Below are 17,244 nucleotides of genomic sequence, written 5' to 3'. Positions count from 1 at the left end.
GACGTTCATGGCCGCGCATTATCGCCCAAGCCCGCCCCCTCAACCAGCCTGGGCCATCGCCTCGCAGCGATCCTTCAGCCAGCGCAGTACTTGCACCGGCTCCCAGCGGCCAGGGTCGTAGAGTGCATAGAGCAACCCCTCATAGCCCACCACATCCAGCCCTCGGTGATAACCGGCCCGCTGGAACAAGGCCTCGATCTCGGCGAAGCAGGTATTGAAGTGGACTTTGCCGAACGGCGTGCAGTCGCCCGTCACCAGGCCTTCGAGGCGCAGTTCCAGAACGGCGTCAGCCACCCGATCCACGGGCATGCGGTTGACGCTGTACTTGAGTTGCTCGACATTGAGCATGGCTTCACCTCGATACTGTATTTATATACAGCATACGAACATCCCCTTGCTGCCGTCAATGCGCTTCATTGCAACCCCGCCAGGTAGCCGCTGCCTTTGCGCAGGGTCAGCACCTGCCTGCGTGGCGTGCCGCGCGTCACCGACAGATGCACCCATCTGTCGAATTCCAGGATCAGCTGATCGAAGGGCACCGCACTTTCGCTGATTCGCCGGACGGTCTCGCGCGGGCTGACCTCGATCACCGTGAAGTCCGCCGCCAGCCCTTGCACGTGCTGGCTATCGGAGGCGCCACCGATCAACCGATTGACCCTTTCACTGCGATACCCGCTGCTGATGATGATGGGCGCGTCGAACAACGCACGTACCTGTTCCAGCGCACCACACAGTAATTGCAGGTTGGCCCTGGCTTCGAGGGGCGGTGCATTATCGAACCCGTCGCGGGCGGCGAGCTGGGAAACGGTCATTTCATCGAGGGTGAAATGTGGAGTGATCAACATGGCGAGCTATTCCGATGATGGAGAAGGTTACCGGCGACGGTGCGCCTCCACCGGATCATCAGCTCGCTTCACAGATCATGGAGCAGGGTTGCAACTCCTCTGCAGCCATCATTGCCCAAGAAAGGCCACCACTTGTTCGGTATCGAACGGCCAGTGCAACTCGGCGCCGTTGTCACAGCGCCGCAGCACCGGAATGATCAGGCCATAACGCTCGAACAAAGGCTCGCTCTCGGCGATGTCGACCAGCTCTACCAGCAGGCCATGATCGACGAGAGGCATCAACACAGCCTCGGCCACTTCGCAGAGGTGGCAGCCGAGGGTGCCGAACAGTTGACATTCAGGCAGCATGTGGCAGGTCCCGGGTTGGCATACACAGAAGCCTATTCTAGGCGCGCCACGCCCACCCTGCACCTGACCTGGCTCAATCCTGGCTGGTAGCACCGATCCGGTGCAGCGACAGGTCCGCGCCCTGGAACTCCTGCTCATGGCTCAAGCGCAGGCCATGCAGCGCACGAATTGCTCCGTACACGGCAAAGCCACCGGCCAAGGCCACCAGCACGCCCATCAGGCTGCCCAGCAACTGGCTGACCAGGCTGACACCGCCCATGCCACCCAACGCCACCTGGCCGAACACGCCACAGGCGATGCCACCCCACACGCCACACAGACCATGCAACGGCCACACACCCAGGACGTCGTCGATTTTCCAGCGATTTTGCGCGGCGGTGAAGGTCCAGACAAACAGCGCCCCCGCCACCAGGCCGGTGGCGAGCGCACCCACCGGGTGCATCAGATCGGAACCTGCGCAAATCGCCACCAGCCCGGCCAGCGGGCCGTTATGCAGAAAGCCCGGGTCGTTGCGCCCGGCCAGCAACGCTGACAGGGTGCCACCCACCATGGCCATCAGCGAGTTGATCGCCACCAGGCCGCTGACGCCCTGCAAGGTCTGGGCACTCATGACGTTGAAGCCGAACCAGCCGATGATGAGGATCCACGAGCCCAGCGCCAGAAAGGGAATGCTCGATGGCGCAAAAGCCACCAAACGCCCATCGCGGTAACGCCCACGGCGCGCCCCCAGCAGCAGCACCGCCGCCAGCGCCAGCCAGCCCCCCATGGCGTGTACCACCACAGACCCGGCAAAGTCGTGGAACGGTGCGCCGAAGCGTGCCTGCAGCCAAGCCTGTAGGCCCAGATTACCGTTCCACACCACACCCTCGAAGAACGGATAGACGAACGCCACGATCAACGCCGTAGCGCACAACTGCGGCACGAACCGCGCCCGCTCGGCAATGCCTCCGGAGATGATCGCCGGAATCGCCGCCGCGAAGGTCAGCAGGAAGAAACACTTGACCAGCGCATAGCCATGGTCGACAGCCAGCGTTGCCGCCGGTTGGAAGAAGTTGACCCCATAGGCGATCCAGTAGCCTATAAAGAAGTAGACCAGCGCCGAGATGGCGAAGTCGCTGAGGATCTTCGACAAGGCGTTGACCTGGTTCTTGTGGCGCACCGTGCCCACTTCAAGGAACGCGAAGCCGGCATGCATGGCCAGCACCAGAATGGCGCCCATGAGAATGAACAGGGTGTTGGAACCGTGGACCAGAGAGTCCATAGCGCTGTGCATGTTTTCCATGAAATAGGCAGACCTGCTGAAAAAGGCACCAGGACAGTTCAAGAACCTGCATCCCTGCACCGAATCGGTGCCAGCCCCTACCCTGTTCAGGTGAGCGGGGTGAAGCCTGCGTGGTTTTTTCTTGGGTTTGTCGTGGATTGGGTTAAGGTTTATCGGTATCCGCTGCGCGGGCGCCCTGAATCGGCGCATAACCGGTCACAGGCGCTCCGCAACGTGGCAAAAACATAGCAAGGCCCATACCAGCAGCCGCACTTGAACCTTCCATGCGTGCTGTCACTCGAAGTACCAACACTCATCGACAGGGAGAGACCCATGGCCAGCAAATCGGCAAAGAATGCACAAGAGATATTGATGGCTGACTTCCAGGCCTTGGTGCGCGACACCGAGAAGCTGCTGGCCGACACCGCCAACCTGGCCGGCGACCAGGCCGACGAATTGCGCGAGCAGATTCACGAGCGCCTGGCCCAGGCCCGCGAAACCCTGCAACTGACCCAGGACTCGGTACGTGAACGCGGTCAGGCAGCGCTTGGCAGCGCCGAGCAGTACGTGCAGGAAAACCCGTGGCGGGCAATCGGCATCGCCGCCGGCGTCGGCCTGTTGATCGGTCTGCTGGCCAACCGGCGCTAAGGGGAACCCATGGAGAATGACGCCAACGGCGCCAGCGCTTCGGGCAAGCGCCTGGGCGCGGCCATGCTGGGGCTGCTGCACAGTCACATCGAGCTGTTCGGTATCGAGTTGCAGGAGCAGAAGGGCCGTACCTTGAGCCTGCTGCTGTTCGCCGGCCTGGCGCTGGTGTTCGCCCTGCTGCTGCTGACCGCGCTGTCCGGGCTGCTGCTGGTGCTGCTGTGGGACAGCTATCGACTGGCCGGTATCATTGGTCTGTGCGTGTTCTATGGCATTGCTGCACTGTACTGCGGCGTGCGCCTGAAGGCGGCGGTGTTCGACGAATCATCGCCCTTCGGCGCCACCCTCGACGAACTTGCCAAGGACAGGGAGCGCCTGTTGCCATGAGCCTGCCAGAACTGCCAAACACGCGTAACCCGCGCGAACTGCGCAAGGCGCTGCTGCGCCTGCGCATGGAAATGCACCGCCAGGAAATCCGTCATGAGTCCGGTCAGTTGCTTGAACCGCTGCGCCGCGTGCGCGGTATGGGCAGCTCGCTACATGAAGGCCTGGGTATCAAGCATGCGCCACTGTGGGGCATCGGTGCCGTGGTGGCGCTGGGATTTCTCACCGGCAAAGGCGTACGCAGCGGCAACCTGACACGCCTGATACGGTTGGGCAGCACCCTGTTGCCACTGGTACGCCTCTACCTGCAAGGCAGCCGCCGCCCCTGACCAGGGTTCGCCCCGGCAGAAGCAGCCTTGTGCTGCGAAGAGGCCCGTTCCATCGATACGAATGCATCGTGGGGCTGGCCTCTTCTTCGCAGCACAATGCGCTTCCTGCAGGGTATGCTGCTGCCTTCGAACGACAGGAGACCGCGCCTTGGACTGGCACACCTTGCTTACCCGCGAACGGCTGGGCAAAGCCCTGTACAGCGCCGATGAACTCGGGCGCAGCCCCTTCCACAAAGACCACGACCGCATCATTTTCTCCGGTGCCTTCCGCCGCCTCGGCCGCAAGACCCAGGTGCACCCGGTGTCGAGCAACGACCATATCCATACGCGCCTGACTCATTCGCTGGAAGTCAGCTGCGTCGGCCGCTCGCTGGGGATGCGCGTCGGCGAGACCCTGCGCGACAACCTGCCGGACTGGTGCGCCCCCAGTGACCTGGGGATGATCGTGCAGTCAGCCTGCCTGGCCCACGACATCGGCAACCCGCCATTCGGCCACTCCGGCGAAGACGCCATTCGCCACTGGTTCCAGCAGGCGGCCGGGCGTGGCTGGCTGGACGACATGAGCGATGACGAACGGGCCGACTTTCTCAACTTCGAAGGCAATGCCCAGGGCTTTCGCGTGCTCACCCAACTGGAATACCACCAGTTCGATGGGGGGACCCGGCTGACCTATGCCACCCTCGGCACCTACCTCAAGTACCCGTGGAGCGCCCGCCACGCCGACGCCCTGGGCTACAAGAAGCACAAGTTCGGCAGCTATCAGAGCGAACTGCCCCTGCTCGAACAGATCGCCCGCAAACTCGGCCTGCCGCAGCTGGAACACCAGCGCTGGGCGCGCCACCCGCTGGTGTATCTGATGGAGGCTGCCGATGACATCTGCTACGCGCTGATCGACCTGGAAGACGGCCTGGAAATGGAGCTGCTGCAATACGCAGAAGTCGAGGCGCTGTTGCTCGACCTGGTCGGCGAAGACCTGCCAGAAACCTACCGCCAGCTCGGCCCACGCGATTCTCGTCGGCGCAAACTGGCCATCCTGCGCGGCAAGGCTATCGAGCACCTGACCAACGCCGCCGCCCACGCATTCGTCGAGCAGCAGCAGGCGTTGCTGGCCGGGCAACTGCCGGGCGACCTGGTGGAACACATGCATGGCCCAGCCAAACGCTGTGTACTGCAAGCCAAGGACATGGCGCGCAACAAGATCTTCCAGGACAAACGCAAGACCCTGCACGAGATCGGCGCCTACACCACCCTGGAGATTCTGCTGAACACGTTCTGCGGTGCAGCCCTCGAGCAGCACGGTGGACGTACGCCATCGTTCAAGAGTCGCAGGGTGCTGGACCTGATCGGCAACAATGCGCCAGACCCGCATGCCTCGTTGCACAGCGCCTTCCTGCGCATGATCGACTTCATCGCCGGCATGACCGACAGCTATGCCAGCGAAATGGCCCGGGAGATGACCGGGCGCTCCAGCCCGACCTGAAACGCGTCGGTGCAGCGCAGGCTCGGCCAGGCGCTGCACCACGCTTGCAGGAAACTTCCTACACCAACGGGGGCCACACTAAACGGCACGAATAAAAACTAATGAAAAGTTACCAAAATCGCTTTGACAGCGAGTTAAGCACACCTATTCCGTAGCCCATTTTGTTTTATCTTGTAAGCCGTTTCCCATATAGGCCTAACAGCCATTCCTCGCACGCCTGAGGACTTCCAACTGCGATAAGGTGCCCACTGTCACCCTCAATCGACCGCAGGGAAGTTGAACATGCACTCCATATTTATCGTTGACGACCATCCGGTGATTCGCCTGGCCGTCCGTATGCTGCTGGAAAACCAGAATTACAAGATTGTCGGCGAGTCGGACAACGGCGTAGACGCCATGCAGATGATCCGCGAGAGCAACCCCGACCTGGTCATTCTCGACATCAGCATCCCCAAGCTAGACGGCCTGGAGGTGCTGGCCCGCTTTCAGAGCATGGCCCTGCCCTTGAAGGTTCTGGTATTGACCGCACAGTCCCCGGCATTGTTTGCCGTACGTTGCATGCACTCGGGCGCAGCAGGTTATGTCTGCAAACAGGAAGACTTGAGTGAACTGCTCAGTGCAATCAAGGCCGTACTGGCCGGGTATAACTACTTCCCCAGCCAGGCAATAAAAAACAACCAGACGACCGACAGCGACCTGCAACTTTTCCGCCAGGTAAATGACCGAGAACTGATGGTGCTTCAACTTTTCGCCCAAGGCCGCAGCAACAAGGAAATTGCCAAGGGCATGTTCCTCAGCAGCAAGACTGTCAGTACCTACAAGAAGCGCCTCATGCACAAACTGCAAGTCAATACGCTGGTCGATCTGATCGAGATGGCCAAGCGCAACGCGCTGGTCTGAACGTGGTCATGGCCCGAGTTATCAATCGCCTGCTGCTCGTCTTGCTGCTGCTCAGCGGCGCGACGCAGGCTGGCCATCGCGAAGCCGCGTCCTTTACGTTGCTGGCGCGCTCATCGGCCCGCCCCGTCCAGCCCGTGCTCACGCCCGAACAACGGCAATGGCTCGAAGGCCGGCAGGAACTGGTGCTGGGCACGTCGGCACCCGACTATCCACCGTTCGATATCACCGGTGGCGGCAACGACTACCAGGGCCTGACCGCCGAGTATGCAAACCTGATCGGCAAGGCCTTGCAGTTGCCAGTGAGGGTGCTGCGTTTCTCCAGCCGGCAGGCGGCGGTGGAGGCGCTCAGGCACGGTGATATCGACCTGCTGGGCAGCGCCAATGGCTACGAAGCGGCCAGTGACGGCCTGGCACTGTCGCGCCCCTATGCCGTCGACCAACCTGTACTGGTAACGCGTGAAGACGAAAACCGGGCACTGGACACGGACCTTGCCGGCATGCGCCTGGGCATGCTCTACCACTATTTGCCCAGACAAGAAGTACTCACCGCCTACCCCAAGGCCGAGCTGCTGGCCTTCGGTTCTTCCAGCCAGGCACTGAATGCTGTCGCGTTCGGGCAGGCCGACGTGTTCATCGGCGATACCATCTCCACGCACTACCAGCTCAACCGTGGTCATCTGCCCCGCCTGCGCATGGCCAACTTCGGCAAACACGAGGCCATCGGCTTCGGTTTTGCCTTGCGTCAGCAAGATACCGTGCTGCTGGACCTGGTAAACACCATCCTGGACAGGCAAAGCCCGGCCATTCGCTCCAGTATCTTCAAGCGCTGGAGCGCCGGCAGCGACCTGTTACTGAGCGATCGCCAACTGCAATTGAGCGCGGCCGAGCAGCAGTGGCTGGAGAAGCACCCCGTGATGCGCGTGGCAGCCGATGACGCGGCTGCCCCACTGTCCTACTTCGATGATTCGGGGCATTTCCGAGGCATCACCGCCGACCTGCTGGACCTCATTCGCCTGCGCACCGGGTTGCGTTTCGAAGTGCAGCGCGCCAGTGGCATTGCCGACATGGTCGCCCGCCTCAAGGATGGCCGGGCCGATGTCATCGCCGCACTGGCCAGCGCCGGCAAAGCAGGGGACGACCTGCAAATCAGCCGCCCCTATCTCGAAAGCGCCTATGTGCTGGTCAACCACAAGGACAACAATGCATTGAGTTCACTGGAGCAGTTGCAGGGGCATCGTATCGCCATTACCCGCTACAGCACCATGAACGCCATGCTGTCCCGGGACTACCCAAAGATAAGCTGGGTCGAGACCGAAAGCGCGTTCTACTCCATGGCGTTGCTCAACAGCGGGGCTGTCGATGCGGTGATCACCACCCTGATCGACGCCAATCACGCCTTGGCCAGCAACCCCGAACTGGTCATCCGCACCTCGGTCGGCAGCGAACCCGCCAATTTCGCCATGGCCACCATTGCCCCGTCACCGGCGCTGTTGTCGATCCTCGACAAGGCCTTGCTGAGCATCTCACCGGAGGAGCTGGGGGTAATCAACAACCGCTGGCGTGGCTTTGGCAGGCATGAGGATGACAACACAAAAGGCTACAGCCGCCTTGCCCTGCAGGTGGTGCTGGCCACGGCCGTGCTTTTGTTGCTTGCCCTGCTCTGGAATGCCCGCCTGCGCCTGCAGATTCGCCAGCGCCAGCGCGCCGAACGCGCGCTGAACGACCAGTTGGCATTCATGCGCGCCCTGCTCAACGGTACGCCCCACCCCATGTATGTGCGCGACCGCGAGGGTTGCCTGAAAAGTTGCAACTACAGCTACCTTGAAGCCGTGCAGGCCCGCTCCGATCAGGTGATCGGCAAAAAACTCAAGGACAGCCTGTTTGCCGATTCCGAGCAGGCTCGGCAGATCCAGGCGGATTACCAGAAAGTCATGGCGGCGGGTTCACCACTGATCAAGGACCGTCCATTACGGATCAAGGGCCGGGACCTGACCATCTACCACTGGATCCTGCCGTACCGCGACTCCCTGGGTGAGGTGCAGGGCATCATCGGCGGCTGGATCGACATCAGCGAACGCCGCCAACTGGTCCTGGAGCTGCGCCAGGCCAAGCAGCAGGCCGACGATGCCAACCGGGCCAAGAGCACGTTCCTGGCGACCATCAGCCACGAAATCCGCACCCCGATGAATGCCGTCATCGGCATGCTGGAACTGGCGGTCAAGCGCGCCGACCAGGGCCGGGTGGACCGCAGCGCGCTGGAACTGGCACACCATTCGGCCAAAGACCTGCTAGGCCTGATCGGTGACATTCTCGACATCGTGCGCATCGAGTCCGGGCACTTGTCCCTGGCCCCGGAGGTGGTCGACCTGGCGGCGCTGGTCGAATCGGTGGCGCGCATTTTCGATGGCCAGGCGCGGCAGAAAGGCCTGGCCCTGGAGGTGCAGATCGCCCCGGCCGCACGCTGCCATGTCCTGCTTGACCCGCTGCGCTTCAAGCAGGTGCTGTCCAACCTGGTGAGCAATGCCATCAAGTTCACCGAGCACGGTCAGGTGCGCATCTGCGTCAGGCTGCTGGATGACGGAACCAGCACACCAGCCGTACTGGAGCTGGAGGTGCGCGACAGTGGCATCGGCATCCACCCCGACGACCTGCAGCGCCTGTTCAACCCGTTCATCCAGGCCAACCCGCACAGCCAGGGCGCCCGCGCAGGTACCGGGCTGGGCCTGGCCATCTGCCGCAACCTGTGCGAAATGATGGGCGGCAGCCTGTCCATGAAGAGCCTGGAGGATGTCGGTACCCAGGTGCGCCTGAAGATGCCGCTGCAACGGGTGGATGGCGCAGAGCAGCCCAAACCGCTGCCCGAGCAGCTCGACGTGCCCGACCCACGGCTGAACGTGCTGGTCATCGATGATCACCCGGCCAACCTGCAACTGATGGCGCAACAACTTGGCTACCTGGGCCTGGAGCACGCCAGCGCCCGCGATGGGCAGGAAGGCCTGGCGACCTGGCGGGAAGGCGACTTCGATGTGCTGGTACTCGACTGCAACATGCCGCACATGAACGGTTACCAGCTGGCGACTGCCGTGCGTGCCGAAGAACGCCATGGCAAGCGACCACCCTGCACCATCCTCGGCTATACCGCCAACGCACAGCCGGAAGTACGCCGCAAGTGCCTGACCGCCGGCATGGACGACTGTCTGCTCAAGCCCATCAGCCTGAGCACCCTCAGCCAGCGCCTGGCTGGCATTCGCCCGCGCCGCCAGCAACGCCCCCGACGCAAGCTGTACCAGCTGGACGGCCTGGCCGCCGTGGTCGGGCCTGACCCGGTTGACCGTCAGCGCTTCCTGGTAACCTTGCATCAGAGCCTTCAGGCCGACCTGGCCAGCCTGATGGCGCTTCACCCGCAACACGACAGCGGCGCCATTGCCGAGCAGGCCCACAAGGTGCTCAGCGCCGCGCGCATGCTGGAAGCCCCTGACCTGATGGCGGCGTGTGAAGCCCTCGAGGCCAGCGACTTGCCCATTGCCCAGGTGCGCCTGCGGCGCCAGGCACTGGCACGGCATATGTGCCGAGTGGAACGTGCCCTGGCCAAGGAATTGGCCACAAGCACGGATACTCAGGCAGGCAACCACACGTGTTAACTGGTAGACTGCGCGGCGTTATTACCTAAGAGGATTGTTTCATGGCCACAAACCGCTCCCGTCGTCTGCGCAAGAAGCTGTGTGTCGACGAGTTTCAGGAATTGGGCTTCGAGCTGAACCTGGAATTCAAGGAAGATCTGGATGACCAGGCAATCGATGCTTTCCTCGACGCGTTCCTGGAAGAAGCCATGGACGCCAACGGCCTGGATTATGTAGGCGGTGACGATTTCGGCCTGGTGTGCTCGGTCAAACGCGGCTCGGTCAGCGAAGAACAGCGCGCTGCCGTTGAAGCCTGGCTCAAAGGCCGCAGCGAACTGACCAAGATCGAAGTCAGCCCGCTGCTGGATGCCTGGTACCCGGAAAAGCCTATCAACAAGGCTGAGTGATACTTGTCAGCTTCGGGCTGAAAGGTTGATTGCTGAAAAGGCCACCCCATTCGGGTGGCCTTTTTATTGGCGATGCTTTTCCGTCGAACGTGACGCATCGCGGCTGCGCTTGGGGCATAATGCGTACTGTTTACGTCGTGGGGCCATCATCTCTTACAGCCCCAAAGCCCTTTTCCCTCGCCGCAGGGTATTCACTCGCTATGATCAAAACGCTTCGTCCCCTCATACTTGCCGGCCTGCTGTTGCCACTTGCCTTGCCCAGCCACGCCGCCGTCAATACCACCCTGCCTGCCAAAGTGCAGCAGGCGCTCAAGGCCAACAAGCTGCAGGACACCGCACTGTCGCTGGTGATGCTGCCGCTGGACGGCCCCGGCACCCCGACCGTGTTCAATGCCGATGTGTCGGTGAACCCGGCGTCGACCATGAAACTGGTCACCACCTACGCCGCCCTCGAACTGCTTGGCCCGACCTTCCAGTGGAAAACCGAGTTCTACACCGACGGCACCCTGAGCAACGGAGTGCTTAACGGTAACCTCTACCTTAAAGGTGGCGGTGACCCCAAACTGAACATGGAAAAGCTGTGGCTGCTGATGCGTGACCTGCGCGCCAATGGCGTGCGCACCGTCACCGGTGACCTGGTGCTGGACCGCAGCCACTTCGTGCAACCCAACCTGCCGCAGTTCAACGACGACGGCGGTGATGAAAACAAGCCGTTCCTGGTCAAGCCCGACTCGCTGCTGGTCAACCTCAAGGCCCTGCGCTTCGTGGCGCGCAATGATGGTGGCAAGGTCACCGTTGCAGTCGAGCCGCCGATTGCCCGCATCCGCATTGACAACCAGGTCAAGCCGGTAGCCTCGAAGAAATGCACCGGTGATGTGCGCTACAACCCGGTGCCCCAGGCCGACGGCATCAGTGTCACGGTCAGCGGCCAACTGGGTGACGGCTGCAACTCGCAAACCTACCTGTCGCTGCTCGACCATTCCACCTACGCCGCCGGTGCCGTGCGCGCAATCTGGAACGAACTGGGTGGCAACATCCAGGGTGGCGACCGCATCGAGAATGTGCCCAAGAGTGCTCGCCTGCTGGCCCGCGCCTTCTCGCCAGACCTGGTGGAAGTGATCCGCGACATCAACAAGTACAGCAACAACACCATGGCCCAGCAGCTGTTCCTGAGCCTTGGCGCGCAGTTCCGCACCGATGCCGATGGCGACGACGCCCGTGCTGCCCAGCGCGTGGTACGCCAATGGCTGGCGAAAAAGGGCATCACCGCGCCGCATCTGGTGATGGAAAACGGCTCTGGCCTGTCGCGTGCCGAACGGGTCAGTACCCGGGAAATGGCCGAGATGCTGAAAGCCGCCTGGAAGAGCCCTTACGCTGCCGAGTTCATGAGCTCGATGCCGCTGGTGGGCATGGACGGCACGATGCGCAAGCGTCTCAAGCGCACCGCGATGGCCGGCGAAGGGCACATCAAGACCGGCACACTGAACACTGTGCGGGCGATTGCCGGCTTCAGCCGCGACAGCAACGGCCATACCTGGGCGGTAGCGGCGATTCTCAACGACCCGAAACCGTGGGGTGCCTCGCAGGTGCTGGATCAGGTGTTGCTTGACCTGTATCGCCAGCCGAAGCTGGCTGGCAGTACAGCAGCTAATTGATTGGTTAGCCTGTATTGGCCTTTTCGCGGGTGAACCCGCTCCTACAGGGGTGAGCACGGCTTACCAAACCTGTGCAACCTGTAGGAGCGGTTTTCGCCGCGAAAGGCTCGGTACCGGCAACCGACAGCGCTTAGGCCGACTCCCCCTCCACCCGGTCCCGCCCGGCCTGTTTGGCCGCATACACGCCGGCATCGGCGCGCAACAGCAAGGCATCGGCGCCTTCGCCCGACCGCCAGCCCGCCACACCGAAGCTTGCAGTCACCTGGCCCACGCCTTCCACCGGCACATTGCGCACCCCTTGCCATAACTCCAGCGCCAGCAGCCGGGCCTGATCGGCATCGCTGCCCGGGCAAAGCACCATGAACTCTTCCCCGCCCAAGCGGCAGAACACATCGGTACGCCGCAAACGCTGAGCGATGCGCTGGCACAGGCTACGTAGCACCCGGTCGCCGACGGCATGGCCGAAGCGGTCGTTGATGCGCTTGAAGTGATCGATGTCGAGCATGATCACCGCCAGCGGCAAGCCATCGCGCTGGGCCCTTTCCAGTTCGATCTTGAGCCGCTCCTGGAAATAGCGACGGTTATGGATACCGGTCAGCGAGTCGGTGACCGACAGCGCCCGCAACTCTTCCTCCACGCCCTTCAGGTCGGAGATGTCAGTCAGGTAGCCATGCCACAGGGTGCAGCCCTGCTCGCCCACTTCCGGGGTCGCCTCGCCACGCACCCAGCGCAGTCCGGCCCGTGGCAGGCAGACCCGATACTCCTCGCGCCAGGGTGACAGGTGTTCGGCCGAATAGCGCACCGAGCGGCGCACGCGTTCCAGGTCATCGGGGTGGATACGTTCGAACACCCCCGAGGCATCCTCACGCAACTGCATCAGGTCGATCTCATAAATGTCATACAGGCCCATGCTGGCGTATGGAAAACACGAATGGCCGTTGGCATCCAGGCGATATTGGTAGATGCCGCCCGGCACCTCGGCACTGAGCTTTTCCAGCAACCGGTCACGCGCTGCCAACGCCTCATGCACCCGGCGCCGCTCGGTCACGTCAATGCAGATGGCCAGGTAGCCAACCCACAACCCCTGTTCGTCGAGCATGGCAGTCACCAGCATGTTGGCGACCAGCTGGCTGCCATCGGCCCGTAGCAAGGTCCACTCGCCAGGCTCGGCCCCGTGCTCCTGCACCGTTTCAGCGAACATCGCCTGGCCGCCAGCAATGGCGCGGCCAAAACGCAAGCTCAAGGCCTGGGCACGCAGGTTCAGCTCCTCCGGCAGTACCAGGTCTTCAAGGCGCAAGCGGCCGATCGCTTCTCTGGCCGCGTAACCGAGCATGCGTTCGGCACCGGCGTTGAACGTGCTGACCACCCCCTTGAGGTTGGTGGCGATGATCGCCACCTGGGTCGCGGCATCCAGCACACTGCGCAGTTGGTTGTGGGTGCCACGCAACGACTGCTCGCTGACCTGCAACTCGGCAGTACGCTGAGCGACCAGGGCCAGGGCGCGCTGACGCTGGCTGAACAGGCTGTAGAGCAGCACGCTGAGCAACAGGCTCAACAGTCCGCCCAACAAACCGACCGCCATCACCGCCGAGGAGCGGTTCGCCTGCGCGAAGGCCTGGCTTGGCTGAATGCTCAGCTGGAAATGGTGATCGGCCAGGCGCAACAACTGATTGCTGGCCAGAGCCAAGGGCGCGACCGGATTTTGCGAGTCGAACAACACGACGGGGCCTTGTAACCCGGACGGGTCCGTGATGCGCACGACCAGGTTGTCATCAACCGCTACCGGTCGACCGTCGCTGACCAGCTCGCGCATGCTCAGCAACGCCATCACATAGCCCACTGCCGCACCGCGGGGATCGGCATCGGAAAATACCGGCGCCACCATCAGCAGGCCGCGCTCTGCCGAGTGGGTATCGAACAGGGCCAATGGCTCGGACACCGCCATGCTGCCCGGCGCCAGCGCCCGCGCCAGGGCCGCCTGGGGCTCGCTTTGACCAGCGAGGTCCAGGCCGTAAGGCAACCCGGGCCGCTCGCTCGATTGGGTATAGAGCACCGGGAAGTAATGGTCGCGCTGCGAAGCCGGGCGCCATTGGCCTTGCGCGTCCTGGTCACGGATCACATAACCTGGGCCGGTATGGGCACTGGCCAGGCGCTCGAATTCGGCGCGTTGCGCAGCCTCGACGCGCGGCGCCCAGGCATAGGCCAAGGTGCGTTGCAGCAGTGGTCGGGCATAGCCGTCGAATTCGCGCGGGGTGATCTCGCTGGAAAAACTGAAGAACCGCCGCAGCCCGTCCAGGCGCTGCTGCTGTTCGTCAAAGCGCTCGGCAATACGGCTGGCGCGCTCGCTGGCCAGTAGCTCGAAGCGCTGGCGCAGCTGCTGTTTGTAGAAGGTGTGCGCGGCAAATGCCAAGGCAGCGGTCAACAAGCCGCCCGCCACCAGTGCAATCAGCGCCATCGCCCAGGCGGACGCCCTCTCTGTGCACAAGCCAAGCAACCGCGCACGCACGCCACACTTTGACATACACCCATCTCGTCACGTCAGCGTCCTGCGGATTATCTTGCCCTGCCCTCAGTTATAGCTATTGGCCATTAGCCGCGCAATGTACCTCGTCGCCTCAACGAAGCTGCAAACGCCAGGCGCGGTGGATACGGTTGTTACGGGCGAAGTCCGGGTCCAGGGTCTGGGCGCTGATTTCTTCCACCACGTAACGCGCCATCAGGTGCTCGTCCAGCTGGAACTTGCGGAAGTTGTTGGAGAAATACAGCACGCCCCCCGGCGCCAGACGGGCCATGGCCAGGTCCAACAGCTGCACATGGTCACGCTGCACGTCGAATACGCCTTCCATACGCTTGGAGTTGGAGAAGGTTGGCGGGTCGATGAAGATCAGGTCGTAGCTGTCACGGTTGCCTTCCAGCCAGGCCATTACATCGCTCTGCTCCAGGCGGTTGCGCTCGGAATAGCCATTGAGCGCCAGGTTACGCCGTGCCCAGTCCAGGTAGGTTTTCGACAGGTCGACGCTGGTAGTGCTGCGCGCACCACCCTTGGCCGCATGCACAGTGGCCGTGGCGGTGTAGCAGAAGAGGTTGAGGAAGCGCTTGCCGGCAGCCTCGCGCTGGATGCGCATACGCATCGGGCGGTGGTCGAGGAACAGCCCGGTATCCAGGTAGTCGGTGAGGTTGACCAGCAGCTTGACGCCACCTTCGTTCACCTCCTGGAAGCGGCCCTCGGTAGCCTGGCGTTCATACTGGCGCGTGCCGCTCTGCCGCTCGCGACGCTTGAGCACTACACGCTGCGGCGAAATGCCCAGCGCCTGCGGGATGGCAGCCAGTGCGTCGAGCAGACGGGCCTGAGCCTTGTCCGGGTCGACTGAACGTGGCGCGGCGTATTCCTGCACGTGTACCCAGTCCTGATACAGGTCGACCGCGAGGGCATATTCGGGCATGTCGGCATCGTACAGCCGGTAGCAGTCGATCTGCTCGCGACGGGCCCACTTGCCCAGTTGCTTGAGGTTCTTCTGCAGGCGGTTGGCAAACATCTGCGCCCCTTCCGAGAGCCGCGCGGGCTCGCTGGCCTGCGGCACCTGCTGTCGGGCTTCGGTGCCTTCAGGCTGCGCTTCGCGGCGTTCACCGGTGACGAACTGGTCCGGCTGCACCTTGAACAGCAGCAGCTTGCACGGCAATGCGCCGTTCCAGAACGCGTACTGCTTGTGGCTACGAATGCCCATGCGCTTGCCCAGTTGCGGCGCACCGGTGAATACCGCTGCTTCCCAGCCCATGCAGGCCTGGCGCAGGCGCTCACCCAGATTCTGATAGAGGTACAGCAGGCTGGCTTCGTCACCCAGACGCTCACCGTAGGGCGGGTTGCTGATGACCAGGCCTTTCTGGTTCTGGTCCGGGCGTGGCTCGAAGGTGCTCACTTCGCCCTGGTAGATCTTCACCCAGTCGCCCAGGCCGGCACGCTCGACGTTGTTGCGGCCCGGCTGGATCAGCCGCGGGTCAGCCTCATAGCCACGGATCCACAGCGGTGGCTTGGCCAGGCCGGCCTGCGCGCGCGCCTGCGCTTCGTCATGCACCTTGCGCCACAGCGCCGGCACATGGCCGAGCCAGGCACTGAAGCCCCAGCGTTCGCGCTTGAGGTTGGGGGCGATATCGGCGGCGATCATCGCGGCCTCGACCAGGAAGGTACCCACACCGCACATCGGGTCGGCCAGCGCACCACCTTCGGCAGCGATACGCGGCCAGCCAGCACGGATCAGCACCGCTGCCGCCAGGTTTTCCTTCAGCGGCGCGGCGCCTTGCTGCAGGCGGTAGCCACGCTGGTGCAGGCTGTGCCCGGACAGGTCGAGGGACAAAATGGCCTCCCCGCGGTCCAGGCGCAGATGCACACGCACGTCAGGGTCGATCTTTTCCACGGACGGGCGCAGGCCTTCGCGGTTACGCAGCTTGTCGACGATCGCATCCTTGACCTTCAGCGCACCGAAGTGGGTATTGTCGATGCCAGAGCCATGGCCGCTGAACTCCACAGCCAGGGTGCCGTCGGCTGCCAGGTGGTCGGCCCAGTCGACCGCGTGCACGCCGTCGTAAAGGTCGTCGGCGTTCTTCATCGAGAAGCGCTTGAGCACCAGCAATACGCGGTTGGCCAGACGTGACCAGACACACAGGCGGTAAGCAGTTTCCATGTCGGCGGCGCCGCGAATGGCCGAGGTGTGCTCGCGCACCTCGTCAAGGCCGAGGCCCTTGGCCTCTTCGGCGAGCAGGCTTTCAAGGCCTTTGGGACAGGTAAGGTAAAGTTCGAAACGGTCCGACATGAGTATTCCAGCGCCTTGGGCTATTTGACTGACGGGGCGACGCATCGCCCCGCGATGTTTGCCCGTACACCTTTCCAGCAGGCGTGCGGGTGGCCTTCTGCGACACACAACGTGCTGCAGAAAAGCCGGGCCGCCTGACCGATCCGTGCCTGGCCCAGTGGCAAGGACAGCTTAGATCATCAGGCAGTACGCGTAATTCTGGCGATCTCCGGGCCAATGTGACCCTTCGTCGCATTTCAAATTATTTCTGTCATCCGCAAACAACGCTGGCGAAATGACGTCAAAGATCGGCAAACCCCGATCATTGCAGGGCTAAACACCAAACAAGGTTGAGTCGCATTTATTTACTTATCCCCTCACCCTTGGAAAGGTTACGTGCTTATGACAAATCGGTCATTCACACCGTGACTCGCATTCGATAGAACTGGTCTTAGGCCGCTTCGCAACGAGGCGGCACTTTCAGCTCGCCACGCCGGCAGCGAGCGCAAACCGGCAGAACGACTCTGCCCGGCCTCGGAGAGGCCGACGGGACATTACAGTCAACAAGTGAGGGCAACACCCT

The 17,244-nt window shown here is 62.7% G+C and carries 14 protein-coding genes; 8 read left to right on the top strand and 6 right to left on the bottom strand.

Annotated features, from left to right (window positions below):
• Positions 1–39: 39 nt before the first annotated feature.
• The 4 genes from C4Q27_RS20575 to C4Q27_RS20560 form a co-directional block, all read right to left on the bottom strand.
• Complete coding sequence (locus C4Q27_RS20575) at positions 40–348, bottom strand: hypothetical protein (protein WP_014591801.1); 309 nt, start codon at positions 346–348, stop codon at positions 40–42.
• A 65-nt stretch (positions 349–413) separates the two neighbouring features.
• On the bottom strand, positions 414–845 hold the full coding sequence (locus C4Q27_RS20570; protein ID WP_064491094.1) for a D-Ala-D-Ala carboxypeptidase family metallohydrolase: 432 nt from the start codon (positions 843–845) through the stop codon (positions 414–416).
• A 108-nt stretch (positions 846–953) separates the two neighbouring features.
• Positions 954–1,193 carry a glutaredoxin family protein gene (locus C4Q27_RS20565; protein ID WP_010953106.1) on the bottom strand — a complete coding sequence of 80 codons (240 nt, stop codon included), beginning with the start codon at positions 1,191–1,193 and terminating at the stop codon, positions 954–956.
• Positions 1,194–1,266: 73 nt separating this feature from the next.
• A complete protein-coding gene (locus tag C4Q27_RS20560; RefSeq protein WP_064491093.1) occupies positions 1,267–2,475 on the bottom strand; it encodes an ammonium transporter in 1,209 nt (402 codons plus the stop codon).
• 312 nt (positions 2,476–2,787) lie between these two features.
• On the opposite strand from C4Q27_RS20560, the gene C4Q27_RS20555 reads away from it, so the two are divergent.
• The 8 genes from C4Q27_RS20555 to dacB all read left to right on the top strand — a co-directional run bounded on the left by C4Q27_RS20555 (position 2,788) and on the right by dacB (position 11,874).
• Positions 2,788–3,102 (top strand): YqjD family protein, encoded by a 315-nt coding sequence (locus C4Q27_RS20555; RefSeq protein ID WP_010953104.1) that lies wholly within the window; start codon positions 2,788–2,790, stop codon positions 3,100–3,102.
• 9 nt (positions 3,103–3,111) lie between these two features.
• Positions 3,112–3,486 (top strand): phage holin family protein, encoded by a 375-nt coding sequence (locus C4Q27_RS20550; protein WP_010953103.1) that lies wholly within the window; start codon positions 3,112–3,114, stop codon positions 3,484–3,486.
• Entirely contained in the window at positions 3,483–3,812 is a 330-nt protein-coding gene (locus C4Q27_RS20545; RefSeq protein ID WP_020192627.1) for a hypothetical protein, read from the top strand. The genes C4Q27_RS20550 and C4Q27_RS20545 overlap by 4 nt, the downstream gene beginning before the upstream one ends.
• 148 nt (positions 3,813–3,960) lie before the next feature.
• Positions 3,961–5,292 (top strand): deoxyguanosinetriphosphate triphosphohydrolase, encoded by a 1,332-nt coding sequence (locus C4Q27_RS20540; RefSeq protein WP_014753953.1) that lies wholly within the window; start codon positions 3,961–3,963, stop codon positions 5,290–5,292.
• Between the two features lie 282 nt (positions 5,293–5,574).
• A complete protein-coding gene (locus tag C4Q27_RS20535; RefSeq protein WP_003248700.1) occupies positions 5,575–6,192 on the top strand; it encodes a response regulator transcription factor in 618 nt (205 codons plus the stop codon).
• Between the two features lie 8 nt (positions 6,193–6,200).
• Positions 6,201–9,833, top strand: coding sequence for an ATP-binding protein (locus tag C4Q27_RS20530; RefSeq protein ID WP_104887290.1), 3,633 nt, complete (start codon positions 6,201–6,203; stop codon positions 9,831–9,833).
• Positions 9,834–9,874: 41 nt separating this feature from the next.
• Complete coding sequence (locus C4Q27_RS20525) at positions 9,875–10,219, top strand: YggL family protein (RefSeq protein WP_003248695.1); 345 nt, start codon at positions 9,875–9,877, stop codon at positions 10,217–10,219.
• A 200-nt stretch (positions 10,220–10,419) separates the two neighbouring features.
• Positions 10,420–11,874 carry a D-alanyl-D-alanine carboxypeptidase/D-alanyl-D-alanine-endopeptidase gene (dacB, locus tag C4Q27_RS20520; protein ID WP_049586694.1) on the top strand — a complete coding sequence of 485 codons (1,455 nt, stop codon included), beginning with the start codon at positions 10,420–10,422 and terminating at the stop codon, positions 11,872–11,874.
• Positions 11,875–12,004: 130 nt separating this feature from the next.
• Here the strand turns inward: dacB and C4Q27_RS20515 are convergent, their stop codons facing one another.
• The gene (locus C4Q27_RS20515; RefSeq protein WP_064491092.1) at positions 12,005–14,395 is read right to left on the bottom strand and encodes a diguanylate cyclase; all 2,391 of its coding nucleotides are present in this window, start codon (positions 14,393–14,395) and stop codon (positions 12,005–12,007) included.
• A gap of 94 nt (positions 14,396–14,489) precedes the next feature.
• A complete protein-coding gene (gene rlmKL, locus C4Q27_RS20510) occupies positions 14,490–16,682 on the bottom strand; it encodes a bifunctional 23S rRNA (guanine(2069)-N(7))-methyltransferase RlmK/23S rRNA (guanine(2445)-N(2))-methyltransferase RlmL (RefSeq protein ID WP_012053184.1) in 2,193 nt (730 codons plus the stop codon).
• Positions 16,683–17,244: the final 562 nt, after the last annotated feature.

Source organism: Pseudomonas sp. SWI36, from assembly GCF_002948105.1.
GTDB classification, from domain to species: Bacteria; Pseudomonadota; Gammaproteobacteria; order Pseudomonadales; family Pseudomonadaceae; genus Aquipseudomonas; species Aquipseudomonas alloputida.
This window is presented reverse-complemented; position numbering and strand designations above follow the sequence as displayed.